22 protein-coding genes and 1 tRNA gene are annotated in these 24,675 nt (G+C 71.9%); 15 read left to right on the top strand and 8 right to left on the bottom strand.

Translation table 11 applies throughout. The features are described 5' to 3' along the window. Positions 1 to 15 precede the first annotated feature (15 nt). Together ACF1DX_RS16330 and iolC are read right to left on the bottom strand one after the other, a co-directional pair. Complete coding sequence (locus tag ACF1DX_RS16330) at positions 16 to 894, bottom strand: deoxyribose-phosphate aldolase (protein WP_391791836.1); 879 nt, start codon at positions 892 to 894, stop codon at positions 16 to 18. A gap of 13 nt (positions 895 to 907) precedes the next feature. Continuing rightward, positions 908 to 1,900: a 5-dehydro-2-deoxygluconokinase gene (gene iolC / locus ACF1DX_RS16325; protein WP_391791835.1), complete on the bottom strand. Its 993-nt coding sequence runs from the start codon at positions 1,898 to 1,900 to the stop codon at positions 908 to 910. A gap of 318 nt (positions 1,901 to 2,218) precedes the next feature. Between iolC and ACF1DX_RS16320 the strand changes: the two genes are divergently transcribed. From ACF1DX_RS16320 to ACF1DX_RS16300, 5 genes are read left to right on the top strand one after another with little or no spacing between them, the layout of a single operon-like run. After that, on the top strand, positions 2,219 to 3,235 hold the full coding sequence (locus ACF1DX_RS16320; protein ID WP_391791834.1) for a sugar ABC transporter substrate-binding protein: 1,017 nt from the start codon (positions 2,219 to 2,221) through the stop codon (positions 3,233 to 3,235). Next, positions 3,235 to 4,311, top strand: coding sequence for an ABC transporter permease (locus ACF1DX_RS16315; protein WP_391791833.1), 1,077 nt, complete (start codon positions 3,235 to 3,237; stop codon positions 4,309 to 4,311). Before ACF1DX_RS16320 ends, ACF1DX_RS16315 begins: the two co-directional genes overlap by 1 nt. Positions 4,312 to 4,316: 5 nt before the next feature. Further along, positions 4,317 to 5,228 carry an ATP-binding cassette domain-containing protein gene (locus tag ACF1DX_RS16310; protein WP_391791832.1) on the top strand — a complete coding sequence of 304 codons (912 nt, stop codon included), beginning with the start codon at positions 4,317 to 4,319 and terminating at the stop codon, positions 5,226 to 5,228. A 1-nt stretch (position 5,229) separates the two neighbouring features. Further along, positions 5,230 to 6,132 (top strand): sugar phosphate isomerase/epimerase family protein, encoded by a 903-nt coding sequence (locus tag ACF1DX_RS16305; protein ID WP_391791831.1) that lies wholly within the window; start codon positions 5,230 to 5,232, stop codon positions 6,130 to 6,132. A gap of 28 nt (positions 6,133 to 6,160) precedes the next feature. Beyond that, positions 6,161 to 7,180: a Gfo/Idh/MocA family protein gene (locus ACF1DX_RS16300; RefSeq protein ID WP_391791830.1), complete on the top strand. Its 1,020-nt coding sequence runs from the start codon at positions 6,161 to 6,163 to the stop codon at positions 7,178 to 7,180. A 60-nt stretch (positions 7,181 to 7,240) separates the two neighbouring features. On the opposite strand, the gene ACF1DX_RS16295 is transcribed toward ACF1DX_RS16300, so the two are convergent. The 3 genes from ACF1DX_RS16295 to ACF1DX_RS16285 are packed head-to-tail and all read right to left on the bottom strand — an operon-like array spanning position 7,241 to position 10,267. Further along, a complete protein-coding gene (locus ACF1DX_RS16295; protein WP_391791829.1) occupies positions 7,241 to 8,245 on the bottom strand; it encodes a Gfo/Idh/MocA family oxidoreductase in 1,005 nt (334 codons plus the stop codon). A gap of 51 nt (positions 8,246 to 8,296) precedes the next feature. Then, positions 8,297 to 9,073 carry an SDR family oxidoreductase gene (locus ACF1DX_RS16290; protein WP_391791828.1) on the bottom strand — a complete coding sequence of 259 codons (777 nt, stop codon included), beginning with the start codon at positions 9,071 to 9,073 and terminating at the stop codon, positions 8,297 to 8,299. Between the two features lie 18 nt (positions 9,074 to 9,091). Beyond that, positions 9,092 to 10,267 carry a phytanoyl-CoA dioxygenase family protein gene (locus tag ACF1DX_RS16285; RefSeq protein ID WP_391791827.1) on the bottom strand — a complete coding sequence of 392 codons (1,176 nt, stop codon included), beginning with the start codon at positions 10,265 to 10,267 and terminating at the stop codon, positions 9,092 to 9,094. A 107-nt stretch (positions 10,268 to 10,374) separates the two neighbouring features. Between ACF1DX_RS16285 and ACF1DX_RS16280 the strand changes: the two genes are divergently transcribed. Together ACF1DX_RS16280 and ACF1DX_RS16275 are read left to right on the top strand one after the other, a co-directional pair. Further along, complete coding sequence (locus tag ACF1DX_RS16280) at positions 10,375 to 11,409, top strand: LacI family DNA-binding transcriptional regulator (RefSeq protein WP_391791826.1); 1,035 nt, start codon at positions 10,375 to 10,377, stop codon at positions 11,407 to 11,409. 53 nt (positions 11,410 to 11,462) lie between these two features. Next, on the top strand, positions 11,463 to 12,077 hold the full coding sequence (locus tag ACF1DX_RS16275) for a TMEM175 family protein (protein WP_391791825.1): 615 nt from the start codon (positions 11,463 to 11,465) through the stop codon (positions 12,075 to 12,077). A 91-nt stretch (positions 12,078 to 12,168) separates the two neighbouring features. Here the strand turns inward: ACF1DX_RS16275 and ACF1DX_RS16270 are convergent, their stop codons facing one another. Further along, the gene (locus ACF1DX_RS16270; protein WP_391791824.1) at positions 12,169 to 13,320 is read right to left on the bottom strand and encodes a Gfo/Idh/MocA family protein; all 1,152 of its coding nucleotides are present in this window, start codon (positions 13,318 to 13,320) and stop codon (positions 12,169 to 12,171) included. 188 nt (positions 13,321 to 13,508) lie between these two features. On the opposite strand from ACF1DX_RS16270, the gene ACF1DX_RS16265 reads away from it, so the two are divergent. The 6 genes from ACF1DX_RS16265 to ACF1DX_RS16240 all read left to right on the top strand — a co-directional run bounded on the left by ACF1DX_RS16265 (position 13,509) and on the right by ACF1DX_RS16240 (position 19,233). Then, entirely contained in the window at positions 13,509 to 14,159 is a 651-nt protein-coding gene (locus ACF1DX_RS16265) for a GntR family transcriptional regulator (RefSeq protein WP_391791823.1), read from the top strand. Between the two features lie 48 nt (positions 14,160 to 14,207). Further along, on the top strand, positions 14,208 to 14,960 hold the full coding sequence (locus tag ACF1DX_RS16260) for a PIG-L deacetylase family protein (protein ID WP_391791822.1): 753 nt from the start codon (positions 14,208 to 14,210) through the stop codon (positions 14,958 to 14,960). After that, complete coding sequence (locus ACF1DX_RS16255) at positions 14,957 to 15,664, top strand: 4-carboxy-4-hydroxy-2-oxoadipate aldolase/oxaloacetate decarboxylase (protein ID WP_391791821.1); 708 nt, start codon at positions 14,957 to 14,959, stop codon at positions 15,662 to 15,664. Before ACF1DX_RS16260 ends, ACF1DX_RS16255 begins: the two co-directional genes overlap by 4 nt. Beyond that, the gene (locus ACF1DX_RS16250) at positions 15,661 to 16,776 is read left to right on the top strand and encodes a 4-oxalomesaconate tautomerase (RefSeq protein WP_391791820.1); all 1,116 of its coding nucleotides are present in this window, start codon (positions 15,661 to 15,663) and stop codon (positions 16,774 to 16,776) included. Before ACF1DX_RS16255 ends, ACF1DX_RS16250 begins: the two co-directional genes overlap by 4 nt. Continuing rightward, on the top strand, positions 16,757 to 17,707 hold the full coding sequence (locus tag ACF1DX_RS16245; protein ID WP_391791819.1) for a catechol 2,3-dioxygenase: 951 nt from the start codon (positions 16,757 to 16,759) through the stop codon (positions 17,705 to 17,707). The genes ACF1DX_RS16250 and ACF1DX_RS16245 overlap by 20 nt, the downstream gene beginning before the upstream one ends. A gap of 200 nt (positions 17,708 to 17,907) precedes the next feature. After that, positions 17,908 to 19,233, top strand: a complete 1,326-nt coding sequence (locus tag ACF1DX_RS16240; RefSeq protein ID WP_391791818.1) for an MFS transporter — start codon at positions 17,908 to 17,910, stop codon at positions 19,231 to 19,233. A 583-nt stretch (positions 19,234 to 19,816) separates the two neighbouring features. Here ACF1DX_RS16240 and ACF1DX_RS16235 read toward each other — a convergent pair. Then, positions 19,817 to 20,395, bottom strand: a complete 579-nt coding sequence (locus ACF1DX_RS16235) for a TetR/AcrR family transcriptional regulator (RefSeq protein ID WP_391791817.1) — start codon at positions 20,393 to 20,395, stop codon at positions 19,817 to 19,819. Between the two features lie 354 nt (positions 20,396 to 20,749). On the opposite strand from ACF1DX_RS16235, the gene ACF1DX_RS16230 reads away from it, so the two are divergent. Together ACF1DX_RS16230 and ACF1DX_RS16225 are read left to right on the top strand one after the other, a co-directional pair. Continuing rightward, complete coding sequence (locus ACF1DX_RS16230; protein WP_391791816.1) at positions 20,750 to 22,192, top strand: MFS transporter; 1,443 nt, start codon at positions 20,750 to 20,752, stop codon at positions 22,190 to 22,192. Positions 22,193 to 22,254: 62 nt separating this feature from the next. After that, positions 22,255 to 22,328, top strand: a tRNA-Pro gene (locus ACF1DX_RS16225). A gap of 191 nt (positions 22,329 to 22,519) precedes the next feature. Here ACF1DX_RS16225 and ACF1DX_RS16220 read toward each other — a convergent pair. Continuing rightward, positions 22,520 to 24,364, bottom strand: a complete 1,845-nt coding sequence (locus ACF1DX_RS16220; RefSeq protein WP_391791815.1) for a thiamine pyrophosphate-requiring protein — start codon at positions 24,362 to 24,364, stop codon at positions 22,520 to 22,522. Positions 24,365 to 24,675 lie beyond the last annotated feature (311 nt).

Below are 24,675 nucleotides of genomic sequence, written 5' to 3'. Positions count from 1 at the left end.
GTCGCAACAGGCTTCTCACAACAGGCCGACGGCCGTGTCCACCGCCGTCTCCACACTGCCCTCGGCCGGGTAGAGCAGCGAACGGCCGACGACCATCCCCATCACGGTGGGCAGCCGCAGTGCCTTGCCCCACCGCTCGTACGCCGCCTCCTGGTCGCCGACCTCGCCGCCGAGCAGGACGACGGGCAGCGTGGAGGCCCCCAGCACCTCCGGCATGGCGTCGACGTCGTCGGTGACGGGGAGCTTCAGCCAGGTGTAGGCGGAGGTGCCGCCCAGACCGGAGGCGATGGCGATGGAACGGGTGACGGCCTCGGCGGACAGGTCGTTGCGGACCCGGCCGTCCGCACCCCGGCGCGAGATGAACGGCTCCACGAACACCGGCAGCCGGCGTTCGGCCATGGCGTCCACGGCGCGGGCGGCGGACTCCAGGGTGGCCAGCGAGCCCGGGTCGTCGTAGTCGATACGGACCAGCAGCTTGCCCGCGTCGAAGCCCAGCCGGGCGATGTCCTCGGCGCGGTGGCCGGTGAAGCGGTCGTCCATCTCGAAGGACGCGCCGGCCAGGCCGCCGCGGTTCATCGAGCCCATGACGACCTTGTTCTCCAGCACCCCGAGGAGCAGCAGGTCCTCCAGGATGTCGGCGGTGGCCAGCACCCCGTCGACGCCCGGCCGGGACAGCGCGATGCAGAGACGTTCCAGCAGGTCGGCGCGGTGGGCCATGGCCAGCCGGCGGTCGCCGATGCCGAGCGCGCCCCGCGCGGGGTGGTCGGCGGCCACGATCATCAGCCGGCCGCTGTCGCCGATCAGCGGGCGGCGCGCCCGGCGGGCCGCGGCCTCGGCGACGGCCTCCGGGTTGCGGGCCCGGACCGCGGTGAGGTCGGGGATGCTGAGGTTCAAGGAAGGGCTCCGTTCAGGACTGGCTCGGCAGGTCCGCCGGGTCCGGCGAGGCGGCCCGCGCGAGGAGGTCCGCGACCTCCGGCCCGGTCGGCATGGCGGACGAACAGGCGAGGCGGGAGGCGACGACGGCTCCCGCGGCGTTGGCGTGGCGCATGGTCCGCTCCAGGTCCCAGCCGGAGAGCAGACCGTGGCAGAGCGAGCCGCCGAAGGCGTCGCCCGCGCCGAGGCCGTTGACCACCTCGACCGGCACCGGGGGCACCTCGGCCCGGGGGCCGTCGCGGTGCACGGCGAGCACTCCCCTCGGGCCCTGCTTGACCACGGCCAGCTCCACACCGGCTTCCAGCAGCGCCTCGGCGCAGGCCGCGGGCTCGCGCACACCGGTGGCGACCTCGCACTCGTCGAGGTTGCCGACCGCGACCGTGGCGTGCCGCAGTGCCTCGCGGTAGTACGGGCGTGCCTGGTCCGGGTCCCGCCAGAACACGGGGCGCCAGTCCAGGTCGAAGACGGTGGTCCCGGCCCGGGCGCGGGCCTCCAGGGCGGCGAGGGTGGCCGAGCGGCTCGGTTCCTCGCTCAGACCGGCGCCGGTGATCCAGAGGATCCCGGCCGCGCGTACGGCGGCCAGGTCCAGCTCGTCGGCGCGGATCTCCAGGTCCGGGGCCTTGGGGCGGCGGTAGAAGTACAGCGGGAAGTCGTCCGGCGGGAAGATCTCGCAGAAGGTGAGGGGGGTGGGGTACGCGGCGACCGGGGTGGCCCAGCGGTCGTCCACGCCGAACTCCTTCAGCGCCTCGTGCACAAACGTGCCGAACGGGTCGTCACCGGTACGCGTGATGATGGCCGCGGAACGTCCCATTCGCGCGGCCGCCACCGCGACATTCGCGGCCGATCCGCCCAGGAATTTCCCGAACGTCTCCACCCGCGCCAGCGGAACGCCGGTCTCCAGTGGATAAAGATCGACCCCGATGCGACCCATGGTGATCAGGTCGAAATAGTGTGGTGGGACGGCCATTGAGCGACGCTCCTCGAGCTGCTGGGGATGCGGGTCCCAGGGCGCCCTGCCACGGTGGGGGGCGAGGATTCCAGGGACCTGCCGCCTCACAGGTGTAGGTCTCGGAGGGCGGCGATGTCAATAGTTTGTACTTACATTCGGACTAGTTAGTGAAATGATGTCTTAACAAAGTATTGACACCGGGCGGTTCTGGGGATTGGATCGCGTCCCAGCGTGACCGCCGTATTCCATGGCACACCCACGGATTTCCGAGGCACCGGGCACCGGATCCTCGGACTCCCGCCCCTTCCCCGCGTAGCACAGTGAGGTGCAGGACAGATGGACCGCTCTTCGCACACCCGCTCCCGCAGAATCGCGTTCGTCGCGGTCGCGGCGGCAGCCGCCCTGACCCTCGCAGGCTGCTCCAGCGGTTCCGGAGGCAAGGAGTCCGAGGAGGGCGGAGCCGACGCCTCCGCGGGCAAGGCGAACACGCCCCGCATGAAGGTCGCCCTCGTCACCCACCAGGCGCCCGGCGACACCTTCTGGGACATCGTCCGCAAGGGCGCCGAGGCCGCCGCCGCCAAGGACAACGTCGACCTCGTCTACAGCAACGACCCGAACGCCGGCACCCAGGCCAACCTGGTGCAGAACGCGATCGACCAGAAGGTCGACGGCATCGCGGTCACCCTCGCCAAGCCGGACGCGCTGAAGGCCGTCATAGCCAAGGCGAACGCGGCCGGCATCCCCGTCGTCGGCCTCAACTCCGGGCTGACCGACTGGAAGGACCTCGACCTGCTCGAATTCTTCGGCCAGGACGAGTCCGTCGCGGGTGAGGCCTTCGGCAAGAAGCTGAACGAGGTCGGCGCGAAGAACACCGTCTGCGTCATCCACGAGCAGGGCAACGTCGGCCTGACCCAGCGCTGCGACGGCGTGAAGAAGACCTTCGAGGGCGAGACCCAGATCCTCAACGTCAACGGCACCGACATGCCGTCGGTGAAGTCGACCATCACCGCGAAGCTGAAGCAGGACTCCTCCATCGACTACGTCGTCACCCTCGGCGCGCCCTTCGCGCCGACCGCGGTGCAGTCGGTGGGCGACGCGGGCAGCAAGGCGAAGGTCGCCACCTTCGACCTCAACAAGGAGCTGACCAAGGCGATCGAGGCCGGCGACATCGAGTTCGCCGTGGACCAGCAGCCCTACCTTCAGGGCTACCTCGCCGTCGACGGCCTGTGGCTCTACGAGAACAACGGCAACTACAGCGGCGGCGGTGAGCAGCCGGTGCTGACCGGCCCGGCGTTCGTCGACAAGTCCAACGTCGACGCGGTCTCCGAGTACGCCGCGAAGGGCACTCGGTGATGAGCATGGCCCAACAGGCTGAGCCGGCGGTGAGTCCACCGCCGGCCCCCGGCCCGAAACAGAGCGACGGCCGCACCGTGCGGCGCCCGCTCGCACTGCGGCTCCTCGCCCGTCCCGAGGTCGGCGTGTTCCTCGGCGCCATGGCCGTCATGGTGTTCTTCCTGTTCGCCGCTCCGCCGGTGCGGGACGGCGGCTCCATGGCGAACATCCTGTACCAGTCGTCGGTCATCGGGATCATGGCACTGCCCGTGGCCCTGCTGATGATCGGCGGCGAGTTCGACCTCTCGTCCGGTGTCGCCGTCGTGACCTCGGCACTGACCGCGAGCATGCTCAGCTACCAGCTCACCCTGAACGTGTGGACGGGCGTGATCGTCGCCCTGGCGGTCTCCCTGGGCATCGGCGCGTTCAACGGCTGGATGCTGGTCAGGACGGGACTGCCCAGCTTCCTGGTCACCCTCGGCACCTTCCTCATCCTGCAGGGCGTGAACCTGGCGGTGACCAAGCTGGTCACCGGCAACGTCGCCACCGACAGCGTCGCCGACATGGACGGCTTCGGCCAGGCCAAGGCCCTCTTCGCCTCCACCTTCGACGTCGCCGGCATCGAGGTGAAGATCACCGTGGTGTGGTGGCTCGTCTTCGCCGCCCTCGCCACCTGGGTGCTGCTGCGCACCAAGTACGGCAACTGGGTCTTCGCCGTCGGCGGCAACAAGGAGAGCGCCCGCGCGGTCGGCGTCCCCGTCACCTTCACCAAGATCTCCCTGTTCATGCTGGTCGGCTTCGGCGCCTGGTTCGTCGGCATGCACAACCTGTTCTCCTTCAACACCGTCCAGTCCGGCGAGGGCGTGGGCCAGGAGCTCATCTACATCGCCGCCGCCGTCATCGGCGGCTGTCTGCTGACCGGCGGCGCCGGCAGCGCGATCGGCCCGGTCTTCGGCGCCTTCATGTTCGGCATGGTGCAGCAGGGCATCGTCTACGCCGGCTGGAACCCCGACTGGTTCAAGGCCTTCCTCGGCGTGATGCTGCTCGGCGCCGTCCTCATCAATCTGTGGGTCCAGCGCCAGGCGACCCGGAGGTGACCGCAATGACCGACAAGACCCCCGGCACCCACGGCCCCGTCCTCAAGGACACCGCGCCCGACGGCGACCGCCCCCTGGTCGAACTCCGCGCCGCCGGCAAGTCCTACGGCAACATCCGCGCCCTGCACGGCGTCGACCTCACCGTCCACCCCGCCAAGGTGACCTGCGTCCTCGGCGACAACGGCGCCGGCAAGTCCACCCTCATCAAGATCATCTCGGGGCTGCACCAGCACACCGAGGGCGAGTTCCTCGTCGACGGCGAGCCGGTGCGCTTCTCCACCCCGCGCGAGGCCCTCGACAAGGGCATCGCCACCGTCTACCAGGACCTCGCGGTCGTCCCGCTGATGCCGGTGTGGCGGAACTTCTTCCTCGGCTCCGAGATGACCAAGGGCCCCTGGCCCGTCCGCCGCCTCGACATCGACCGGATGAAGAGGACGGCCGACGAGGAACTGCGCAACATGGGCATCGTCCTGGACGACCTGGAGCAGCCCATCGGCACCCTCTCCGGCGGCCAGCGCCAGTGCGTCGCCATCGCCCGCGCCGTCTACTTCGGCGCCCGCGTCCTCATCCTCGACGAGCCGACCGCCGCCCTCGGCGTCAAGCAGTCCGGCGTGGTCCTGAAGTACATCGCGATGGCCCGCGACCGCGGCCTCGGCGTCATCTTCATCACCCACAACCCGCACCACGCCTACATGGTCGGCGACCACTTCAGCGTGCTGCGCCTGGGCACCACGGAACTGTCCGCCCCCCGCAGCGAGGTCGGCCTCGAGGAGCTGACCAACCACATGGCCGGCGGCGCCGAACTGGCCACGCTCAAGCACGAACTGGCGCAGGTCGGCGGCGTCGACACCGAGGAACTCCCCGAGGAGGGCGACCTCCAGGCCCCCGCGGCCGCAACTCCGGAAGGAAAGTCCTGACATGGCAGTCGCGCTCGACCGCATCCGGGTCGGTTCCGCCCCCGACTCCTGGGGCGTCTGGTTCCCCGACGACCCGCGGCAGGTGCCCTGGCAGCGCTTCCTCGACGAGGTCGCCGAGGCCGGCTACTCCTGGATCGAACTCGGCCCCTACGGCTACCTCCCCACCGACCCGGCCCGCCTCACCGATGAGGTGAAGAAGCGCGACCTCAAGGTCTCCGCCGGCACCATCTTCTGCGGACTGCACCGCGGCCCCTCCGAATGGGACAGCACCTGGGAACAGGTGAGCCGCGTCGCCGCGCTCACCCAGGCCATGGACGCCGAGCACCTCGTCGTCATCCCGTCCTTCTGGCGCGACGACAAGACCGCCGAGATCCTCGAAGCCCCGGAGCTCACCACCGAGCAGTGGGGCCACCTCACCCGGGGCATGGAACGCCTCGGCCGCGAGGTGAAGGACACGTACGGCCTGGACATCGTCGTCCACCCGCACGCCGACACCCACATCGACACCGAGGAGCACGTCGAGCGCTTCCTCGACTCGACCGACTCCGGCCTGGTCAACCTCTGCCTGGACACCGGCCACTACGCCTACTGCGGCGGCGACAGCGTCAAGCTGATCGAGACCTACGGCGAACGCATCGGCTACCTCCACCTCAAGCAGGTCGACCCGGAGATCCTCGCCGACGTCGTCAGGAACGAGGTCCCGTTCGGGCCGGCCGTGCAGCGCGGGGTGATGTGCGAACCGCCCGCCGGCGTCCCCGAGCTGGGCCCGGTCCTCACGGCCGCGCAGAAACTGGGCGTGGACCTGTTCGCGATCGTCGAGCAGGACATGTACCCCTGCGAGCCGGACAAGCCGCTCCCCATCGCCGTACGCACCCGCAATTTCCTCCGCTCCTGCGGCGCCTGACGAGCCCGACGAAGGGGAGGCGAGAGCCATGGACCGGCGCGAGCCACTGCGCGTCGCCGTCATCGGCACCGGCCGGATGGGCGCCGACCACGTACGCCGCATCGACCGGGCCGTCAGCGGCGCGCGGGTCACCGCCGTGGTGGACATCGACGCCGAACGGGCCGAGGCCGTCGCCGCGGGCGTCGACGGCTGCACCGCCCACACCGACCCGGCCGCCGCGATGGCGGCGGCCGACGTCGACGCCGTGCTCATCGCCTCCTCCGGGCCGGCCCACGAGGCCGCCCTGCTCACCGCGTTCGCACACGACCTGCCCGTCCTGTGCGAGAAGCCGCTCACCCCCGACGCGGCCTCCGCCCTGCGCGTCATGGAGGCCGAGCAGGCCCTCGGCCACCGCAGGGTCCAGGTCGGCTTCATGCGCCGCTACGACACCGAGTACGTGCGCCTGAAAGCCCTGCTGGAGACCGGGCGGCTGGGCCGCCCGCTGATGCTGCACAACCGGCACCGCAACGTGGCCAGCGCGCCCTTCTTCACCAGTGCGATGATCGTCACCGACTCCGTGGCCCACGAGGTGGACGCCACCCGCTGGCTCCTCGGCCACGAGATCGCCGCCGTCACGGTCCTGCGCCCCACCCCGTCGGCCGGCGCCCCCGAGGGACTGCGCGACCCGCAGTTCGTCGTCCTGGAGACCGACGGCGGCGCGCTCAGCGACGTCGAGATCTTCGTCAACTGCGGTTTCGGCTACCAGGTACAGGCCGAGGTGGTCTGCGAACGCGGCACCGCCCGCATCGGCGACGGCCACGCCCTGGTCACCCACACGGCCGGCCACTGGGGCGGCACCATCACCCAGGACTGGACCGAACGCTTCGCCCAGGCCTACGACGACGAGGTCCAGGCCTGGGTCGACGCGACCCGGCGCGGCGAGATCACCGGCCCCAGCACATGGGACGGCTACGCCGCGGCGGCCGTGTGCGAGGCGGGGGTGCGGGCGCTGGAGGAGGGCGGCCGGGTGGAGGTCGGGCTGGTGGAGAAACCCGCGCTGTACCGGTGACAGCGGGCCCGCCCGCGCGGCTCCGGGGATTCCGATGCGCGGGGGCCCGGCCGGACCCGCTCAGGTGTGCCGTACCTCCTCGACGGTGACGGGACGGTGCTCGCGCAGCGACAGGGTGCACGCCTCGGCGATCCAGCCCGCCTCCAGGGCGTCCGCGACCGTGCACGGCGAGGGGAGGACACCGGCCACGACCTCGGTGAACGCGGCCAGTTCGGCACGGTAGGCGGCAGCGAACCGGTCCATGAAGAAGTCGTGGGGAGTGCCGGAGGGGAAGGTCGTGCCCGGCTCCACCGACCGCAGCGGCAGCTTGTCCTCCAGCCCCACCGCGACGGAGTCGGCGAAGCCGTGGATCTCCATGCGGACGTCGTGACCGCGCCCGTTGTGGCGGCTGTTGGAGACCACTGCGAGGGTGCCGTCGTCCAGGGTGAGGACCGCGCCGGTCGTGTCGGCGTCGCCCGCCTCCCTGATGTAGTCGGCACCCCGGTTGCCGCCGGCCGCGTACACCTCGGTCACCTCGCGGCCGGTCACCCAGCGGATGATGTCGAAGTCGTGCACCGAGCAGTCCCGGAAGATGCCCCCGGACGCGGCGACGTACGCGGCCGGCGGCGGCGCCGGGTCCAGCGTGGTCGAGCGCACGGTGTGCAGGGTGCCCAGTTCCCCGCTCCGTACGGCGGCCCGCGCGGCGGCGAAGCCGGCGTCGAAGCGGCGGTTGAAGCCGATCTGGACCGGCACGTCACGGCCCTCGACCGCCTTCAGCACCGCCACCCCCTCGGCCATGGTGCGGGCCACCGGCTTCTCGCAGAAGACGGGCACGCCCGCCTCCGCACAGGCGAGGATCAGCGCCGGGTGGGCGTCGGTCGCGGCGGCGACGACCACGCCGTCCACCCCGGCCGCGAGCAGGGCCTCGGGGGAGTCCGCGACCTCGGCGCCGAACCGTTCGGCGGCTGCCTTCGCGGCGTCCGTGAACGGGTCGGAGACGACGAGGGACTCGACGGCGCCGAGCCCGGAGAGGGTCTCGGCGTGGAAGGCGCCGATGCGGCCGAGGCCGAGGATTCCGATGCGCATGGGGACGTGCTCCTTGCTTGCGGGTTCGTACGAGCGGGGCGTGCGGGGAGGTCAGTCGAGGCCGCCGAGGACGTTCTGGTCCCAGTCGATCACGGAGCCGGTGACCACCCCGGAACGGTCGGAGAGCAGCAGGACCACGAAGTCGGCGATCTCGTCCGGTTGGCCGAGCTTTCCCATCGGCAGTCGCGCGGCGGCCTGCTCGCGCCAGTCGTCCCCGGCGCCGTGGAAGGCGCGCTGGGTGGCGTCCTCGCCCTCGGTGGCGGTCCAGCCGATGTTCAGGCCGTTGATCCGGATCCGGTCCCAGCGGTGGGCGTGCGCCGCGTTCCGCGTCAGGCCGATCAGCCCCGCCTTCGCGGCGACGTACGGCGCCAGGAACGGCTGCCCGCCGTGCGCGGAGGAGGTGATGACGTTGACGACCGTGCCGGGCGCCGTGCGCCGCACCATGTCGGCGACGGCGGCCTGCATGGCGAAGAACGGCGCCTTGAGGTTGACCGCGATGTGCTGGTCGAACAGTTCGGGCGTGGTGTCGAGCAGCGTCCCGCGCGAGGTGAGTCCCGCGGAGTTGACCAGGCAGTCGATCCGCCCGTACGCCTCCACCACCCGCGCGACACAGGCCTTGGCCTGTTCGGCGTCCGCCAGGTCGGCCCGTACGAACATCGCCTTGCCGCCCGCGGCGGCCAGCTCGGCCACCAGCGCCTCACCGGGCTCCGGGCGCCGCCCGCTCACGGCCACGACCGCCCCCTCGCGGGCCGCGGCCCGCGCGACGGCCGCACCGACGCCCTGACTGCCGCCGTTGACGAGGACGACCTTGTCGTCGAGGAGTCCCATGCCTGCGTCCGGGTCCTCTCAGCTCTCGCGCCGCTTGGCGCCGGCCCGCAGTTCGCCCCGCAGCGTCCGCGCGGTCCAGCCCTCACGCAGGGCCCGGCGTACGACATCGGCCTGTGAGGGCGGGGCCAGGCCCTCGACCGGCGGGTCGCGGTCGAGGTTGGTGGGGAAGGGGTAGCCCTCGGCGCTCGCCGCGATCACGTTCTCCAGCCACCGCTCGCCGGCGCCCTCGCCCCGCCGCTTGAGGAGCACCGGGTAGACGGCGCCCGCCACGGCCTCGCGGTCCACCGTCTCCATCGCCCGGCCGAACGCCGACGACACCTGGAGCAGGTTGGCCATGCGCCGGATGTCCGCCGAGTGGTTGGCGCCGGCGGCGTGGAACAGCGCCGGGTTGAAGAACACCATGTCGCCCTTGGCGAGCGGCAGTTGCACGTGGTGCTCCTCGAAGTACGCCCGGAACTCCGGCAGCCGCCAGGCGAGGTAGCCGGGCTCGTACTTCTGCGAGTGCGGCAGGTACAGCGTGGGCCCGGACTCGACGGGCATGTCGCAGTGGGCCACCGCGCCCTGGAGGGTGAGCACGGGGGAGAGGCGGTGCACGTGCGCCGGGTAGGCGGAGGCGGCCTCGTCGGAGAGGAACCCGAGGTGGTAGTCGCGGTGCACGGTCTGCGCCGCGCCGCCCGGATTGACCACGTTGACCTGGGAGGTGATCTGGTAGCCGGGGCCGAGCCAGGCGGAGGAGACCAGCGCGATCACGTCGTTGGCGTAGTAGTCGGCGAACGCCTCGGGGTCGTACAGGGCCGCCTTCTCCAGGGCGTTCCACACCCGGTCGTTGGCGCCCGGCCTGGCGAAGTGGTCGCCGGCTCCGGCGCCCGAGGCGCGCTGCTCGGCGATCAGGGCGTCGAACACGGCGGTGGTCCGGTCGACCACCGCCGGGTCGGCGAAGGCCCCGCGGATCACCACGATGCCGGGGCCGTCCGCGAACGCGCGCACCAGCTCGGCCTGGACGGCACGGCGGTCGGCGAGGGCGAGCCGGTCGGCGTCGTACAGCAGCACGTTCCGCTCGACACCACCGGCGTGCGGGTAGGCGTCGAGGTCGGTCGGCTGCTCGACCAGTGCGCGGAAGGCGTCCAGGTCGCAGTCCCGCTCGGACAGCCAGGTGGCCGGCGCGGGCGTCCGCTGGTGGGTGGAGGCTGACATGGGGTCGTCCCTTCGGGTCACGGAGCGACGCGACTGATGTCATTCTTGTCAGTACAAACCCTTCGAACAACCAGCAGTGAGCCATCAAAAACCCCTCAGGAGCGGATGTGGGCCATCCCTTCCCGATCCGGGAAATCGCACGTCAGGCCGGTTTGAGCGAGGCCACGGTGGACCGGGTCCTCAACGGCCGGGGCGGAGTGCGGGAGAGCACCGCACGGGAGGTGCGCCTGGCGATCGCCGACCTGGACCGGCAGCGCACCCAGGTCCGGCTGGTCGGCCGGACGTTCATGGTGGACATCGTGATGCAGTCGCCGGAGCGGTTCTCGACGGCCGTCCGGGCCGCCCTGGAGGCCGAACTGCCCTCCCTGCACCCGGCGGTGGTCCGCTCCCGCTTCCACTTCCGGGAGACGGGCCCGGCGGGGGAACTGGTCGCCGTCCTGGACCGGATCGGGCGGCGCGGCTCCCAGGGCGTACTCCTCAAGGCCCCCGACGTCCCCGAGGTCACCGCGGCCGTCGGCCGGCTCGCGGCGGCCGGGATCCCCGTGGTGACCCTGGTGACGGACCTGCCCGCGAGCGCCCGGATCGGGCACGTCGGCAGCGACAACCGGGCGGCGGGCGCGACCGCCGCGTATCTGATGGGGCAGTGGCTGGGGGACCGGCCGGGCAATGTCCTCACCAGTCTGTCGAGCGGGTCCTTCCGCAATGAGGAGGAGCGCGAGATGGGGTTCCGGGCGACGATGCGAGCACGGCAGCCGGGGCGGGCGCTGGTCGAGATCGCGGAGGGCCAGGGCCTGGACGCCACCCAGTACGACCTGGTCCGGGCCGCCCTGGAACGCGACCCGGGGATCCGCGCGGTCTACTCGATCGGCGGCGGCAACATCGCGACCCTGCGCGCCTTCGAGGACGCCGGACGCGAGTGCGCCGTGTTCGTCGCGCACGACCTCGACCACGACAACACCCGGCTGCTGCGCGAGCACCGGCTGTCCGCCGTGCTCCACCACGACCTGCGCCACGACCTGCGCGAGGCCTGCCACCTGGTGATGCGCGCCCACGGCGCCCTGCCGCCTGCCGGGCCCACCCTCCCCTCCGCCGTCCAGGTGGTGACCCCCTACAACATGCCGCCCCCGATGCCGGCGGGGTGACGGCCGGGCGTGTAACCCCGGGCCCCGGGCCGGGCCTGCCTACCGTCGTGCGCATGAGGAAACCGACCCCGGAAGGCGGGCCCGAGCGGCTGATCGCGCTCGCCGACGGCGTGTTCGCCATCGCCATCACCCTGCTGGTCCTGGACATCTCCGTGCCGCAAGGACTGGACTCCGAGGAGTTCCACCAGGCCCTGAGTGACACGGTGCCCAGTCTGGGGGCCTACGGGATCAGCCTGGCGGTGCTGGGCGGCTTCTGGCGCGACCACCGGGCGATCTTCCGCACGGTCCGGCAGGTGGACGGCCAGGTGATCTCGCTGACCCTGCTCGGTCTGGGTATCGCGGCCCTGCTGCCGTTCCCGACCGCGCTGGTCTCCGAGTACGGCGACGAACGCGCCCCGGTGATCATCTACGCGGTGACGGTGGCCTCGCTCGGCGCCGTCCACCTGGCGCTGGCCGCCCTCGTCGCCCGGCGCCCCTGGCTGCGCGGCGGATCCGCACCCGTGCGGGACGAGTGGCTCTACGCCGTCGACCTGGGGGCGACGGTGACGGTGTTCCTGGTGACCGTCCCGCTCGCCCTGGCCGTCGGGCCCGCCGCCATGTGGTGGTGGCTGGTGCTGGTACCGGTGAAGGTGTGGCTGGGCCGGCGTGAGAACGCCCGGGCGGAGTGACGCTCCTTTTTCTCGCCCCCGCCGCCCCTTCCCTCCCCCACTCTCGACCTCGCTCGAGCGGGAGGGAAGGGGCGGCGGGGGCAAGGAGATGTCAGAGCACCACCCAGGCCCCGCTCTCCGCCGACCGCGCCATCGCGTCCAGCGCCACCGCACTGTGCACGGCGTCCGCGAGCCCCGCACCGTACGGAACCCCCTCCGCGACGGAGCGCAGGAACCGGTACGCCTCGATCACCTTCAGGTCGTCGTACCCCATGGCGTTCGCCGCCCCCGGCTGGAAGGCCCCGAACTCCCCGTGCCCCGGGCCGACGTAGACCGTGCTGACGGGCTGGTCCTGGTAGCCGGTGCCCCGGCTGACACCCAGTTCGTTCATCCGGCGGAAGTCCCAGAACACCGCCCCCTCGGTACCGTGCACCTCGAAGCCGTAGTTGTTCTGCTCGCCGACCGACACCCGGCAGGCCTCCAGCACCCCGCGCGCACCGGAGGCGAACCGCAGCAGGCAGTTGACGTAGTCCTCGTTCTCCACCGGGCCGAGTTCACCGCCGGCCGCGCGGGAGTGACCGGCCGTGGCACCCACCGGCCGGGCCCGCTCGGGCAGGAAGACCGCCGTGTCCGCGGTCAGCGAGGCGATGTCGCCGAGCAGGAAACGCGCCAGGTCCACGCCGTGCGAGGCCAGGTCGCCGAGCACCCCGCTGCCCCCGCGCTCCCGCTCGTAACGCCAGGTCAGCGCGCCCTCCGGGTGGGCCGCGTAGTCGCTGAAGAGCCGGATGCGGACATGGGTGACCGTGCCGATCTCACCGGAGGCGATCAGCTCGCGGGCCGCCTCCACGGCGGGCGCGTTGCGGTAGTTGAAGCCGACCGTCCCCTGGACCCCGGCCTTGGCGACCGCGTCCGCGACCGTGCGGGCGTCGTCCGCGCCCAGGCCCACCGGTTTCTCGATCCAGAGGTGCTTGCCGGCCTCGGCCATCGCGACACCGATCTCGCGGTGCAGGAAGTTCGGGGCGGTGATGCTGACGGCCCGCACCCGGGGATCGGCGGCCACCTCCCGCCAGTCGCGGGTCGTCGAGGCGAACCCGAACTGCGCGGCGGCCTCCTCGGCCCGGCCCGGCACCTCCTCGGCGACCGTGACCAGTTCGGGTCGGAGGGGGAGCTGCGGATAGTGGTGCCGCACGCGTGCGTACGCCTGGGTGTGCACCCGCCCCATCCAGCCGAATCCGACGACGGCGACACCCAGTGCATCCACCATGAAAGCCCCTCTCCGGCCCGGTCCGTGTCCTGCCCGCTCACCTTCTGCGGGCACCCGGCGTCATGTCAACCTTTTGACAGGACAATCCACGCACCGGAAGCGACCACCGCAATACGGCGAACAAAATTGTTGACAATCTTGTTTGGCTAGATTTACGTTCGACAGGCACTCACTCAGGGAGGGCAACCATGCCGAACCAAGTCCGTCCGGGCACCGGGGAGCAGGCCAAACAGCTTGCGCTCGGGCAGCTGCGGGAGGCGATCCTGCACGGCGAGATGGCGCCGGCGCAGCGGCTGGTGGAGAACGAACTCGCCGAGCAGTTCGGCGTGACCCGGGCCAGCATCCGGGCCGCGCTGATAGAGCTGGAGTCCCAGGGGCTCGTGGAGCGGATCCGCAACCGTGGTTCACGGGTGCGGGTGGTGACCGTGGAGGAAGCGGTCGCCATCACCGAATGCCGCCTGGTCCTCGAAGGACTCTGCGCGGCGAAGGCGGCGGCCGCCGTCACCGACGCACAGGTCACCGAACTCAAGGACCTGGGCACGTCGATGCGCAAGGCCGTGGCCGACGGTGAACCGCTCACCTACTCGGAGCTCAACCACGAACTCCACGCCAGGATCCGGGAGTTCTCCGGCCAGGCGACGGCGGTGGAGCTCCTGGAGCGGCTCAACGCCCAACTGGTGCGGCACCGCTTCCAGCTGGCGCTGCGACCGGGGCGTCCGCAGCAATCCCTGAACGAGCATCTGGCCATGATCGAGACGATCGCGGCCAGGGACCCGCAGGCGGCCGAGGCGGCCGTCCGCGCCCACCTCACCAGCGTGATCGAGGCGCTGCGCGACTGACACACGCACCGGGGCGGGCGTCACCTGTCACCAAGGAGATCTTCAGTCATGACGCATGCCAACGCGCCCGCCGCCGTCCCACGTTCGACGCTCGTCGTCACCGCGCACGCGGGGGACTTCGTGTGGCGGGCGGGCGGCGCCATCGCCCTGGCCGCCTCCCGCGGGGAGAAGGTCACCATCGCGTGCCTGACCTTCGGCGAGCGCGGTGAGTCGGCCAAGGCCTGGCGCGAGGGGAAGAAGCTGGAGGAGATCAAGGCGATACGCCGGGAGGAGGCGGAGAAGGCCGCCGCCGCCCTCGGCGCCGAGGTCCGCTTCTTCGACGCCGGCGACTACCCGCTGACCGAGACCCCCGAACTGACCGACCGGCTCGTGGAGGTCTACCGGGCCACCCAGCCCGACGTCGTGCTCACCCACCCCGTCGAGGACCCGTACAACGGCGACCACCCGGCCGCCAACCGCATGGCCCTCCAGGCCCGCGTCCTCGCCCAGGCCATCGGCTACCCGGGCGAGGGCGAGATCATCGGCGCCCCGCCCGTCTTCTACTTCGAGCCGCACCAGCCCGAGATGAGCGGCTTCAGGCCGGAGGTCCTGCTCGACATCACCGAGGTGTGGGAGACCAAGCGCAAGGCCATGGAGTGCCTCGGCGCCCAGCGGCACCTGTGGGACTACTACACCGACCTGGCCGTCCGCCGCGGCGTCCAGCTCAAGCGCAACGCGGGCCCCAACCTGGGCCTGCCGCACAAGACCATGGCCGAGGCGTTCATGCGCCCGTACCCGCAGATCGCGAAGGAGCTGGCATGAGCGGCGTCGTCGTCACCAACCCCCCGAAGGCCGACGCGAAGGACGTCGAGGCGCTCGCCGGGTACGGCGTGGCCACGATCAGCGAGGCCATGGACCGCACCGGTCTGCTCGGACCGGAGCTGCGCCCCGTCCAGCAGGGCGTACGGGTCGCGGGCACCGCGGTCACCGTGCTCTCCTGGCCCGGCGACAACCTGATGATCCACGCCGCCGTGGAGCAGTGCGGCGAGGGCGACGTCCTGGTCGTCACCACCACCTCCCCGTCCACCGACGGCATGTTCGGCGAGCTGTTCGCCACCGCGCTGCAACGGCGCGGCGTCCGCGGCCTGGTCATCAACGCGGGCATCCGCGACACGCAGGAGCTGCGCGAGATGGGTTTCGCCGCCTGGTCCCGGGCCGTCTCCGCACAGGGCACGGTCAAGGCCACCGGAGGCTCGGTGAACGTGCCGGTCGCCGTCGACGGCCAGGTGATCCGCCCCGGCGACGTGATCGTCGCCGACGACGACGGCGTGGTGGTCGTCCCCCGCGAGAAGGCCCGGGAGACGGCCGAGGCGTCCGAGGCCCGGGAGAACAAGGAGGCCGCCTCCCGCGCCGCCTTCATCGAGGGCCAGCTCGGCCTCGACCGCTACGGGCTGCGCGAGAAGCTGAGGCAACTGGGCGTGACCTACCAGTCGTACGACGCGTACGCGGCCGGGGAGCGGTCGTGACCGGCTCCGACGGGGTGCGCTGCACGCTGATGCGCGGCGGCACCTCCAAGGGCGGCTACTTCCTGGCCGACGACCTGCCCGCCGATCCCGCCGCCCGCGACGACCTGCTGCTGCGGATCATGGGCAGCCCCGACCCGCGCCAGATCGACGGCCTGGGCGGCGCGCACCCGCTGACCAGCAAGGTCGCCGTGGTCTCCCGCTCGGCCGACCCGGACGCGGACGTCGACTACCTGTTCCTCCAGGTCGCCGTGGACACACCCGAGGTCACCGACCGGCAGAACTGCGGCAACATCCTCGCCGGAGTGGGCCCGTTCGCCGTCGAACGCGGGCTGGTGGCCGCCGGGGACGACGGGACGTCCGTACGCATCCGCATGCTCAACACCGGTGAACGCGCCGTCGCGACCTTCCCGACCCCGGGCGGGCGCGTCGATTACACCGGCACCGCCGGGATATCCGGCGTGCCGGGCACGGCCGCCCCGGTCGTCATCGAGTTCCCGAAGGGCGAGGGCCCGCTGCTGCCCACCGGCAACGTCCGCGACACGATCGCCGGCACCGAGGTGACCTGCGTCGACAACGGCATGCCGGTGGTGCTGATCCCGGCGGCCGCGCTGCAGGTCACCGGGTACGAGACGCCGGCGGAACTGGAGGAGGACGCGGCGCTCGCCGACCGCCTCAAGGAGATCCGGCTGGCCGCCGGGCACCTGATGGGCCTCGGGGACGTCGAGGGCACCACCGTGCCCAAACTGACCCTGCTCGCCCCGCCCCGGCACGGCGGCGCGGTCACCACCCGCACCTTCATCCCGGTGCGCTGCCACACCTCCATCGGCGTCCTGGGCGCCGCGAGCGTGGCGGCCGGACTGCGCGTCCCCGGCGGGGTGGGGGAGGGGATCTCACGACTCCCCGACTCCGGCGACCGGGTACGCGTCGAACACCCCACCGGCTTCCTGGAGGTCGACGTCCACGTCGACCCCGGCTCCGCCACGGTCCGCCGCACCGCCGTCGTACGCACCGCGCGCAAGATCTTCGACGGCACCGTCTTCCCCCGGTCCGCCGAGACGGCACCGATCCCCGCACAACGCCCTGGAGGCACCCATGACTCCGCCGCTCGGTGACATCGCCCACGTCGGCCACGCCCAGCTCTTCACGCCCGACCTGGACGCCAGCGTCGCCTTCTTCACCGATTACCTCGGCCTGACCGTCAACGGCCGGGACGGCGACACCGTCTACCTGCGCACCTACGACGACTACGAACACCACAGCCTGGTCCTCACCGCCCGCGAACACCCCGGCCTCGGCCGGCTCGCGCTGCGCACCTCCAGCGAGGAGGCCCTCCAGCGCCGGGTGGCGGCCCTGGAGGCGGCGGGCCGGCCCGGGAAGTGGGTCGAGGACGAGCCCGGCATCGGCAGGCTCTACCTCACCGCCGACCCCGACGGCCACGAGCACGCCCTGTACTGGGAGAGCGAGCACTACCGGGCCCCCGAGGAGCTGAAGCCGGCGCTGAAGAACCAGCCGCAGGCCAGGCCCAACCGGGGCGTGGGCGTACGCCGCCTCGACCACATCAACTTCCTCGCCGCCGACGTGCTCGCCAACGCCGAGTTCCAGGAACAGCTCCTCGGCGCCCGGCCCACCGAGCAGATCCGGCTCGACTCCGGGAAGACCGCCGCCCGTTGGCTGACCTTCACCGACAAGTCGTACGACGTCGTCTACACCGAGGACTGGACCGGCTCCTCCGGACGGCTGCACCACATCGCCTTCGCGGCCGACACCCGCGAGGACATCCTGCGCGCCGCCGACCTCGCCATCGACACCGGCGTGTTCATCGAGACGGGCCCGCACAAGCACGCCATCCAGCAGACGTTCTTCCTCTACGTCTACGAGCCGGGCGGCAACCGCATCGAGCTGTGCAACCCGCTCACCCGTCTGGTGCTGGCGCCCGACTGGCCGCTGATCACCTGGACCGAGGCGGAGCGGGCCAAGGGACAGGCCTGGGGCCTGAAGACCATCGCGTCGTTCCACACCCACGGCACGCCGCCGGTCGCCTGACGGACATCGGACAAGAAGGGGGTGGACCGCGCGTGTCGCGCGCGGTCCGCCCCCTCCGTGTACGTGTTCCGACTCCGGTGTCTCAGATTGTTGCTGAGATTGTTAACAAAAGCGTTGACACTTCGGGAGCGGGGTCCTTAGCGTCGCCCCATCACACGTCCCCTCCAGGGAAACTCCTCCTGGACGAGAGGAAAACAACGATGTCCTCCTCCTCCGCGCCGCCCGCCCGCGGCAGCAGACTGGCCCTGCTGGTCGTCGGCCTGTGCTGGCTCGCCGTCCTCTTCGACGGCCTGGACATGTTCATCTACGGCTCGGTCCTGCCCCACATGCTCGAGGAGAAGGCCCTCGGCATCACCTCGGCCCAGGCCGGCGACCTCGGCAGCTACGCCACCTTCGGCATGCTCGTCGGCGCGCTGACCGCGGGGACGGTCGCCGACCGCATCGGCCGCAAGAAGCTGATGGTCTCCTGCGTGGCGCTCTTCTCGCTGGCCTCCGGCCTCTGCGCGGTCTCCAGTAGCGTCGCCGTCTTCGGCCTCGGCCGGACCCTGGCCGGCCTCGGCCTCGGCGGCCTGCTCCCCACCGCGATCAGCATGGTCTCCGACTACGCCCCGCGCGCCCGCGCCGCCCTCACCATCGGTCTGCTGATGACCGCCCACCACGCCGGCGGCATCCTCTCCGCCTACGTGGCCCTGTGGATCGTCGAGCCGCTCGGCTGGCGCGCCGCCTTCTGGGTCTGTGTGGTCCCGCTCCTCTTCGTCCCCGTGCTCGCCCGGTTCCTGCCCGAGTCGCTGAGCTTCCTCGTCGCCCGCGGCCGCACGGAGGAGGCCCGCGCGCTGGCCGCCCGCTACGACGCCGAGCTGCCCGCCGCCAAGGACCGGACCGCCGCCGGCGCCCCCTGGGCCAACCTGCTCAACCTGTTCCGCGGCGGCGAGTGGGTCCAGACCCTGCTGTACTGGCTGGCCTCCTTCGGCGGCCTGCTCCTCGTCTACGGCGTCGCCACCTGGCTGCCCACCCTGATGCGCAGCGAGGGCTACGAACTCGGCTCCGCGCTCACCTTCGTCGTCCTGTTCAACCTCGGCGGCATCGTGGGCATGCTGATCGCCGGCCGGGCCTCCGACCGCTTCGGCGCCCCGCGCATCTCGGCGATCTGGTTCGCGCTGACCGCCGGCGGCGTCTTCCTGCTCAGCGTCCACATGCCGCTCGCGCTGACCTTCGTCGTCGTCTTCCTCACCGGTGTGTTCCTCAACAGCGCCCAGACGATGATCTACGCGACCGTGTCCATCGGCTCCGCCCCCGCCAACCGGGCCACGGCGGTCGGCTGGACCTCCGGCATGGGCCGCTTCGGCGCGGTCTTCGGACCGTGGCTGGGCGGCCAGCTGCTCGCCGCGGACAAGGGCGACTGGGGCTTCACGGCCTTCGCCCTGGCCGGCACGGCGTCGATGGTCTTCATCGGGATCGCCGCGCTGCGGACCGCGCGGCCGGAGCGGCGGGACGGCGAACCGCGGCAACTGGTCGCCACCGGCTGAGTCCGGCCGCGCGCACGGTGTCCCGTGCCCCTGGGCTTCAGGGACACGGGACACCGTGCGCTCCGGGCACCGGTGCTTTCCGACGCGCAGCATCACCTTGCGCCCCGGGAAGGGTGGGCTTTCCCGCTTCACCAGTACCTTCACTGGCACCGCACGGCTCGTCGGCTCCGTGCGCACCCCAGGCCCTTCCCTTCCCTCCCTTCCCGCGCCACCCGGCGCAAGGAGGCGCTCGGTCCATGAGAAGCATGAGGAACGGCGGCAGCCCCAGAGCCCTCGCCGTCGCGTCAATGGCGACCGTGCTGGTCCTCGCGGACTGCTCGGAAGGCCCCGGGAGCACGGACGAGGCCAGCACCCTGGCCGTCAATCGGGGCGGCTTCCCGGAGAGCTGGGCGCCGGGCGCCGAAACGGAGGCCGACCACCCGCGGGTACCGTACGAGAACCTGGTGGTGCTCGACACCGGCGGTCCGATCAGGCCCGTACTCGCCACCGAGTGGGAGCAGACGGACGAGGCACTGACCGCGCACCACCCGATACGACCGCGGGGCGGCCCCGGGAAGGGGGCCGCCCCGCGGTGCGTCGCGGCTCAGCGTTCGGTGCGCACCCCGTCCAGGGCGATGGCCAGCACCCGGTCGCGCTGGGCGTCGTCGAGGAAGTTCGTCGCGGTGATCCCGGCGACCATCCGCAGCAGATCGTCGAAGGCGATGTCGCCCCGCGCCCGCCCGGCCCGCTGCGCCCGCTCGAACAGCGGACCGCCCGCCGCGTACATCGACTCCCGGCACGCCAGGAAGATCTCCGACTCGCCGTCCATCGCCTCCCGGATGGCCCGCTTGGTGACCGTGTAGTCCACGAACCGGCGCAGCCACGCGTCCAGCGCCTCCCACGGCTCCCCGTCGGCGACCTCCTCGGCGTACCGGCACAGGTCGTTCACCTCACCCGCGTAGACGCTCTCGAACAGGTGCCGACGGGTCGGGAAGTTCCGGTAGAGGGTGCCGATGCCGACCCCCGCCCGGCGGGCGACGTCCTCCAGGGAGGCCTCCGAGCCGTGCTCGGCGAACGCCTCGCGGGCCGCGGCCAGCAGGGCGTCGTAGTTGCGGGCGGCGTCCTTCCGGTGCGGTCGCCGGGACGCCACGATCTCGCTGACGGGGAACGGCTGGGCGGTCACGACTGCCTCCCGGACGGGGCTCGGATTGAAGCGGAGGGGTACCTCCGCTACAGTGGAGGGGTGCCTCCACTTTAGCAGTGCGGGGTGTGATCGCCGTGGACGCGTGCGGCCGCACGCATCGACGGGCGCGTCGGCACCCCCTACCCCTTACTCCCGTACCTCCGCGTACGACCTCCCTCACGGGCCCTGCGCCAGGCGCACCGCCCCCGTCCCGTGCCACCGTTCCGCGACCGCCCCCACGGCCGCCGGAGTGCCCGACGCCGCCCGCGTGCCGCATCGGCCCCGCACCCGGCCGCCGCGGCACGCCGGCCGTGCGGCGGCGGCCGCACCTGTTCGGATTCGGAGAGGCTTTCCATGCCCCGCTCGTCCACCCGCCTCACCTTCGCGGTCCTCGCGACCGGTGCCGGCGTGTTCTCCATGCTGCAGTCGCTGATCGCGCCGGCCCTGCCGACCGTCCAGCACGCGCTGCACACCTCGCAGTCCACCGCGACCTGGGTGATGACCGCGTACCTGCTGTCCGCCTCGGTGTTCACCCCGATCCTCGGCCGCGTCGGCGACCTGATCGGCCGCAAGCGGACCCTCGTCGGCGTCCTCGTCGCCGTGGCGGCCGGCTGTCTGCTCGCCGCCCTCGCGCCGACCATCGGCGTCCTCATCCTCGCCCGGGTCGTCCAGGGTGTCGGCGGCGCCCTGCTCCCGCTCTCCTTCGGCATCATCCGCGACGAGTTCCGGGCCTCCGAGGTGAGCGGCAGCATCAGCAGCCTGTCCGCCGTGATCGCCGCCGGCGGTGGCGTCGGCATGGTGGCGGCGGGCCCGATCGTCACCGCACTCGACTACCGCTGGCTGTTCTGGATCCCCGTGGCCGTCGTCGCGGTGACCACCCTGATCGCCCTGCGCTACATACCCGAGTCCCCCAACCGGTCCGAAGGCAGTGTCAGTTGGGCGAGCGCCGGGCTCCTCTCGGCCTGGCTGGTGGCCCTGCTGCTGCCACTCAGCCAGGCCGGCGGCTGGGGCTGGGGCTCCGCCCGCGTCCTCGGACTCCTCGGCGCCGCCGTCGTCCTGTTCGCACTCTGGCTGTACGCCGAGTCCCGCTCCCGCAGCCCGCTGATCGACCTGCGTGTCATGCGGCTGCCCGCCGTGTGGACCACCAACACGGCCGCACTGCTCTTCGGCGCCGGCATGTACGCGATCTGGTCCTTCCTCCCCGGCTTCGTACAGACCCCGGACTCCGCGGGCTACGGCTTCGGCGCGAGCGTCACCACCGCCGGGCTGCTGATGCTGCCCATGCTGGTCGCGATGTTCCTCTCCGGGATGCTCAGCGGCCGGCTGGAGCCGGTCGTGGGCGCCAAGGCGCTGCTGACGGCCGGTGCCGCGCTCGGCGCGCTCGCCTGCGCCGTCCTCGCCCTCTGGCACGGGCGGCAGTGGCAGGTCGCCCTGGCCGCGGGCGTGTTCGGCCTCGGTATCGGACTGGCCTTCGCCGCCATGGCCAACCTCATCGTCGGCAGCGTCCCGGCCGACCGGACCGGCGCCGCGACCGGCATGAACGCCAACATCCGCACCATCGGCGGCTCCATCGGCGCCGCGATCACCAGCGTCCTGGTCACCGGCCGGCTCCAGCCCTCGGGGCTGCCGTACGAGTCCGGCTACACCCAGGGCTTCGCCCTGCTCGCCGTGCTCTGCCTCGCGGCGGCGGGCGCGGCCCTCCTGGTCCCGGCCCGCCGCACCACCCGCCCGGCCTCCTCCTCCGTACAGCCGGCCACCCCGGAAACGAAGCCCGGGGCCCCCGCCGTGCGCGGCTGACCCGCGCCCCGATGCGGTAGTGTTGACCTGCGAGATCACGCGGTTCGCCGCGCGAACCGCATCGGGACGTGGCGCAGCTTGGTAGCGCACTTGACTGGGGGTCAAGGGGTCGCAGGTTCAAATCCTGTCGTCCCGACTTTACGAAGTCGTAAGCCAGGGGCCGCTTCAGGGGAAATCCGAAGCGGCCCCTCGGTCATTCCAGGGGACCAGTGGGGGACCAGGGCGTTCGGCGGCGGGCAGACTCGGTGGGAATCCGGTACACGGAGACGGCCGGACGCTCCACGACGGGCCCGTCCTGGCACGTCCGGTCCTGCGGCGCCCTCCGGGTCACCTGTTCCCTTCGCTGCTGTCGTGCCGGCCGGCGCCGGGGCGGTCGTCGCGGTGCCGGCTGCCGGGGAGCATCTCCTGCACTTTGGCCTTGAGTCCCTGCTTCACCATGGAGCCGCGGTCGCTGTCGCCCTTGAGGATCGCGGTGGCCGCGGCCTCGATCTGGTCCAGGGAGGCGTGCGGCGGGACGGGCGGGACGGCCGGGTCGGTGCGGAAGTCGATGACGAACGGCCGGTCGGCGGCGAGGGCCCGGTCCCAGGCGGCCTCGACCTGCTTGGGCTTCTCCACCCGCACACCGTCCAGGCCGATGCGCCGGGCGATGTCCGCGTAGGGGAGGTCGGGAAGGTGCTGGGACTCCTCGAACTGCGGAGCGCCGGACAGGGCGCGCATCTCCCAGGTGACCTGGTTGAGGTCACCGTTGTTCAGCACGGCCACGATCAGCCGCGGGTCGGACCACTCGCGGTAGTACTTCGCGGCGGTGACCAGCTCCATCATGCCGTTCATCTGCATGGCGCCGTCCCCGACCAGGGCGATGGCGGGCCGGCCGGGATGGGCGAACTTCGCCCCGATGGCGTACGGCACGCCCGGGCCCATCGTCGCCAGGGTGCCCGACAGGGAGCCGCGCATCCGGCCGCGCAGCCGCAGGTGCCGGGCGTACCAGTTCGCGGCCGAGCCCGAGTCGGCGGCGAGGATCGCGTCGTCGGGCAGCTTGCCGTCCAGGGCGTGGACGACGTACTCCGGGTTGACGGGGTCCGCGCTGACGGCGGCACGGCGCTGCATGACCTCCCACCAGCGGGCGACGTTCTTCTCGGTCTTCTCCCGCCATGCCCGGTCCTGCTTGCGGTGCAGCTTGGGCAGCAGGCGGCGCAGCGTCTCGCGGGCGTCGCCGACGAGGTTGACCTCGTTCGGGTAGCGCAGGCCGATCATGTGCGGGTCGATGTCGATCTGCACGGCCCGCGCCTGGTCCAGCTCCGGCAGGAACTGCGTGTACGGGAAGCTGGAGCCGATCGTCAGCAGGGTGTCGCACTCCCGCATCAGCTCGTAGGAGGGGCGGGTGCCCAGCAGCCCGATGGAGCCGGTGACGTAGGGCAGGTCGTCGGGCAGGGCGTCCTTGCCGAGCAGGGCCTTGGCCACCCCGGCACCGAGGACGTCCGCCAGCCGCTCGACCTCCTCACGTGCGCCGCGGGCACCCTGCCCGATCAGCACGGCGACCTTCTCGCCCGCGTTCAGCACGTCGGCGGCCCGCTGGAGGTCCTCGTCGGCCGGCACCGGCGCGTACCGGCCCAGACCGAGGCTGGAGGGCACCATCTTGAAGGCGTGCGTCGGCGGGCTGTAGTCCAGTTCCTGCACGTCGGCGGGGAGGATGATCGCGGTGACGGTGCGCTTGGCGTAAGCGGTGCGGAACGCCCGGTCGATCAGGTTCGGCAGCTGTTCGGGGACCATGGCCGTCTCAAGGAAGTCCGAGGCCACGTCCTTGTAGAGACTGGCGAGGTCCACTTCCTGCTGGTAGGAGCCGCCCATGGCGCTGCGGTTGGTCTGCCCGACCAGCGCCACGACGGGGACGTGGTCCAGCTTGGCGTCGTAGAGACCGTTCAGCAGGTGGATGGCGCCGGGTCCGGAGGTGGCCGCGCACACCCCGACCCTGCCGGAGAACTTCGCGTAGCCGACGGCCTGGAACGCGGACATCTCCTCGTGGCGGGACTGGACGAACTTCGGCTTGTCGTCCGCCCGTCCCCAGGCCGCCAGCAGACCGTTGATGCCGTCACCCGCGTAGGCGAAGACGTGGTCGACATCCCACTCGCGCAGCCGCTGGAGGATGTAGTCGGACACCTTGGTGCTGGCCATGCGAGCTCCGTTCCGATCCCGTCGACGAACCACGGCCCCCGGCGTCCGGACCGTGCACAGCGGGCGCGCGAGGTTACCCCTCCTCAGGGGTAACCGTGCGGGTACGGGCGAAACGCCACCCTCGCGGAGTCCGTCCGGCCGTCCGAGCGTCAGCCGAGGGAGGCGGGCGGGTCGTCGCATGCCCGCTCGCAGCGGCGGCGGACTTCGGCGCGGACGCGGCAGCGCTCCTGCCGGCCGGCCCGGCTCGCACTCGTCACCGCGGGCCGTGCGGACGGTGGCACACGCCTGGAGGGCGGCTCGGGTGACGTCCG

Origin of the sequence: Streptomyces sp. NPDC014676 (assembly GCF_043084105.1) — a bacterium.
Classification (GTDB): domain Bacteria; phylum Actinomycetota; class Actinomycetes; order Streptomycetales; family Streptomycetaceae; genus Streptomyces.
The sequence above is the reverse complement of the archived record's forward strand: the minus strand, read 5'-3'. Positions and strand labels throughout refer to the sequence as shown.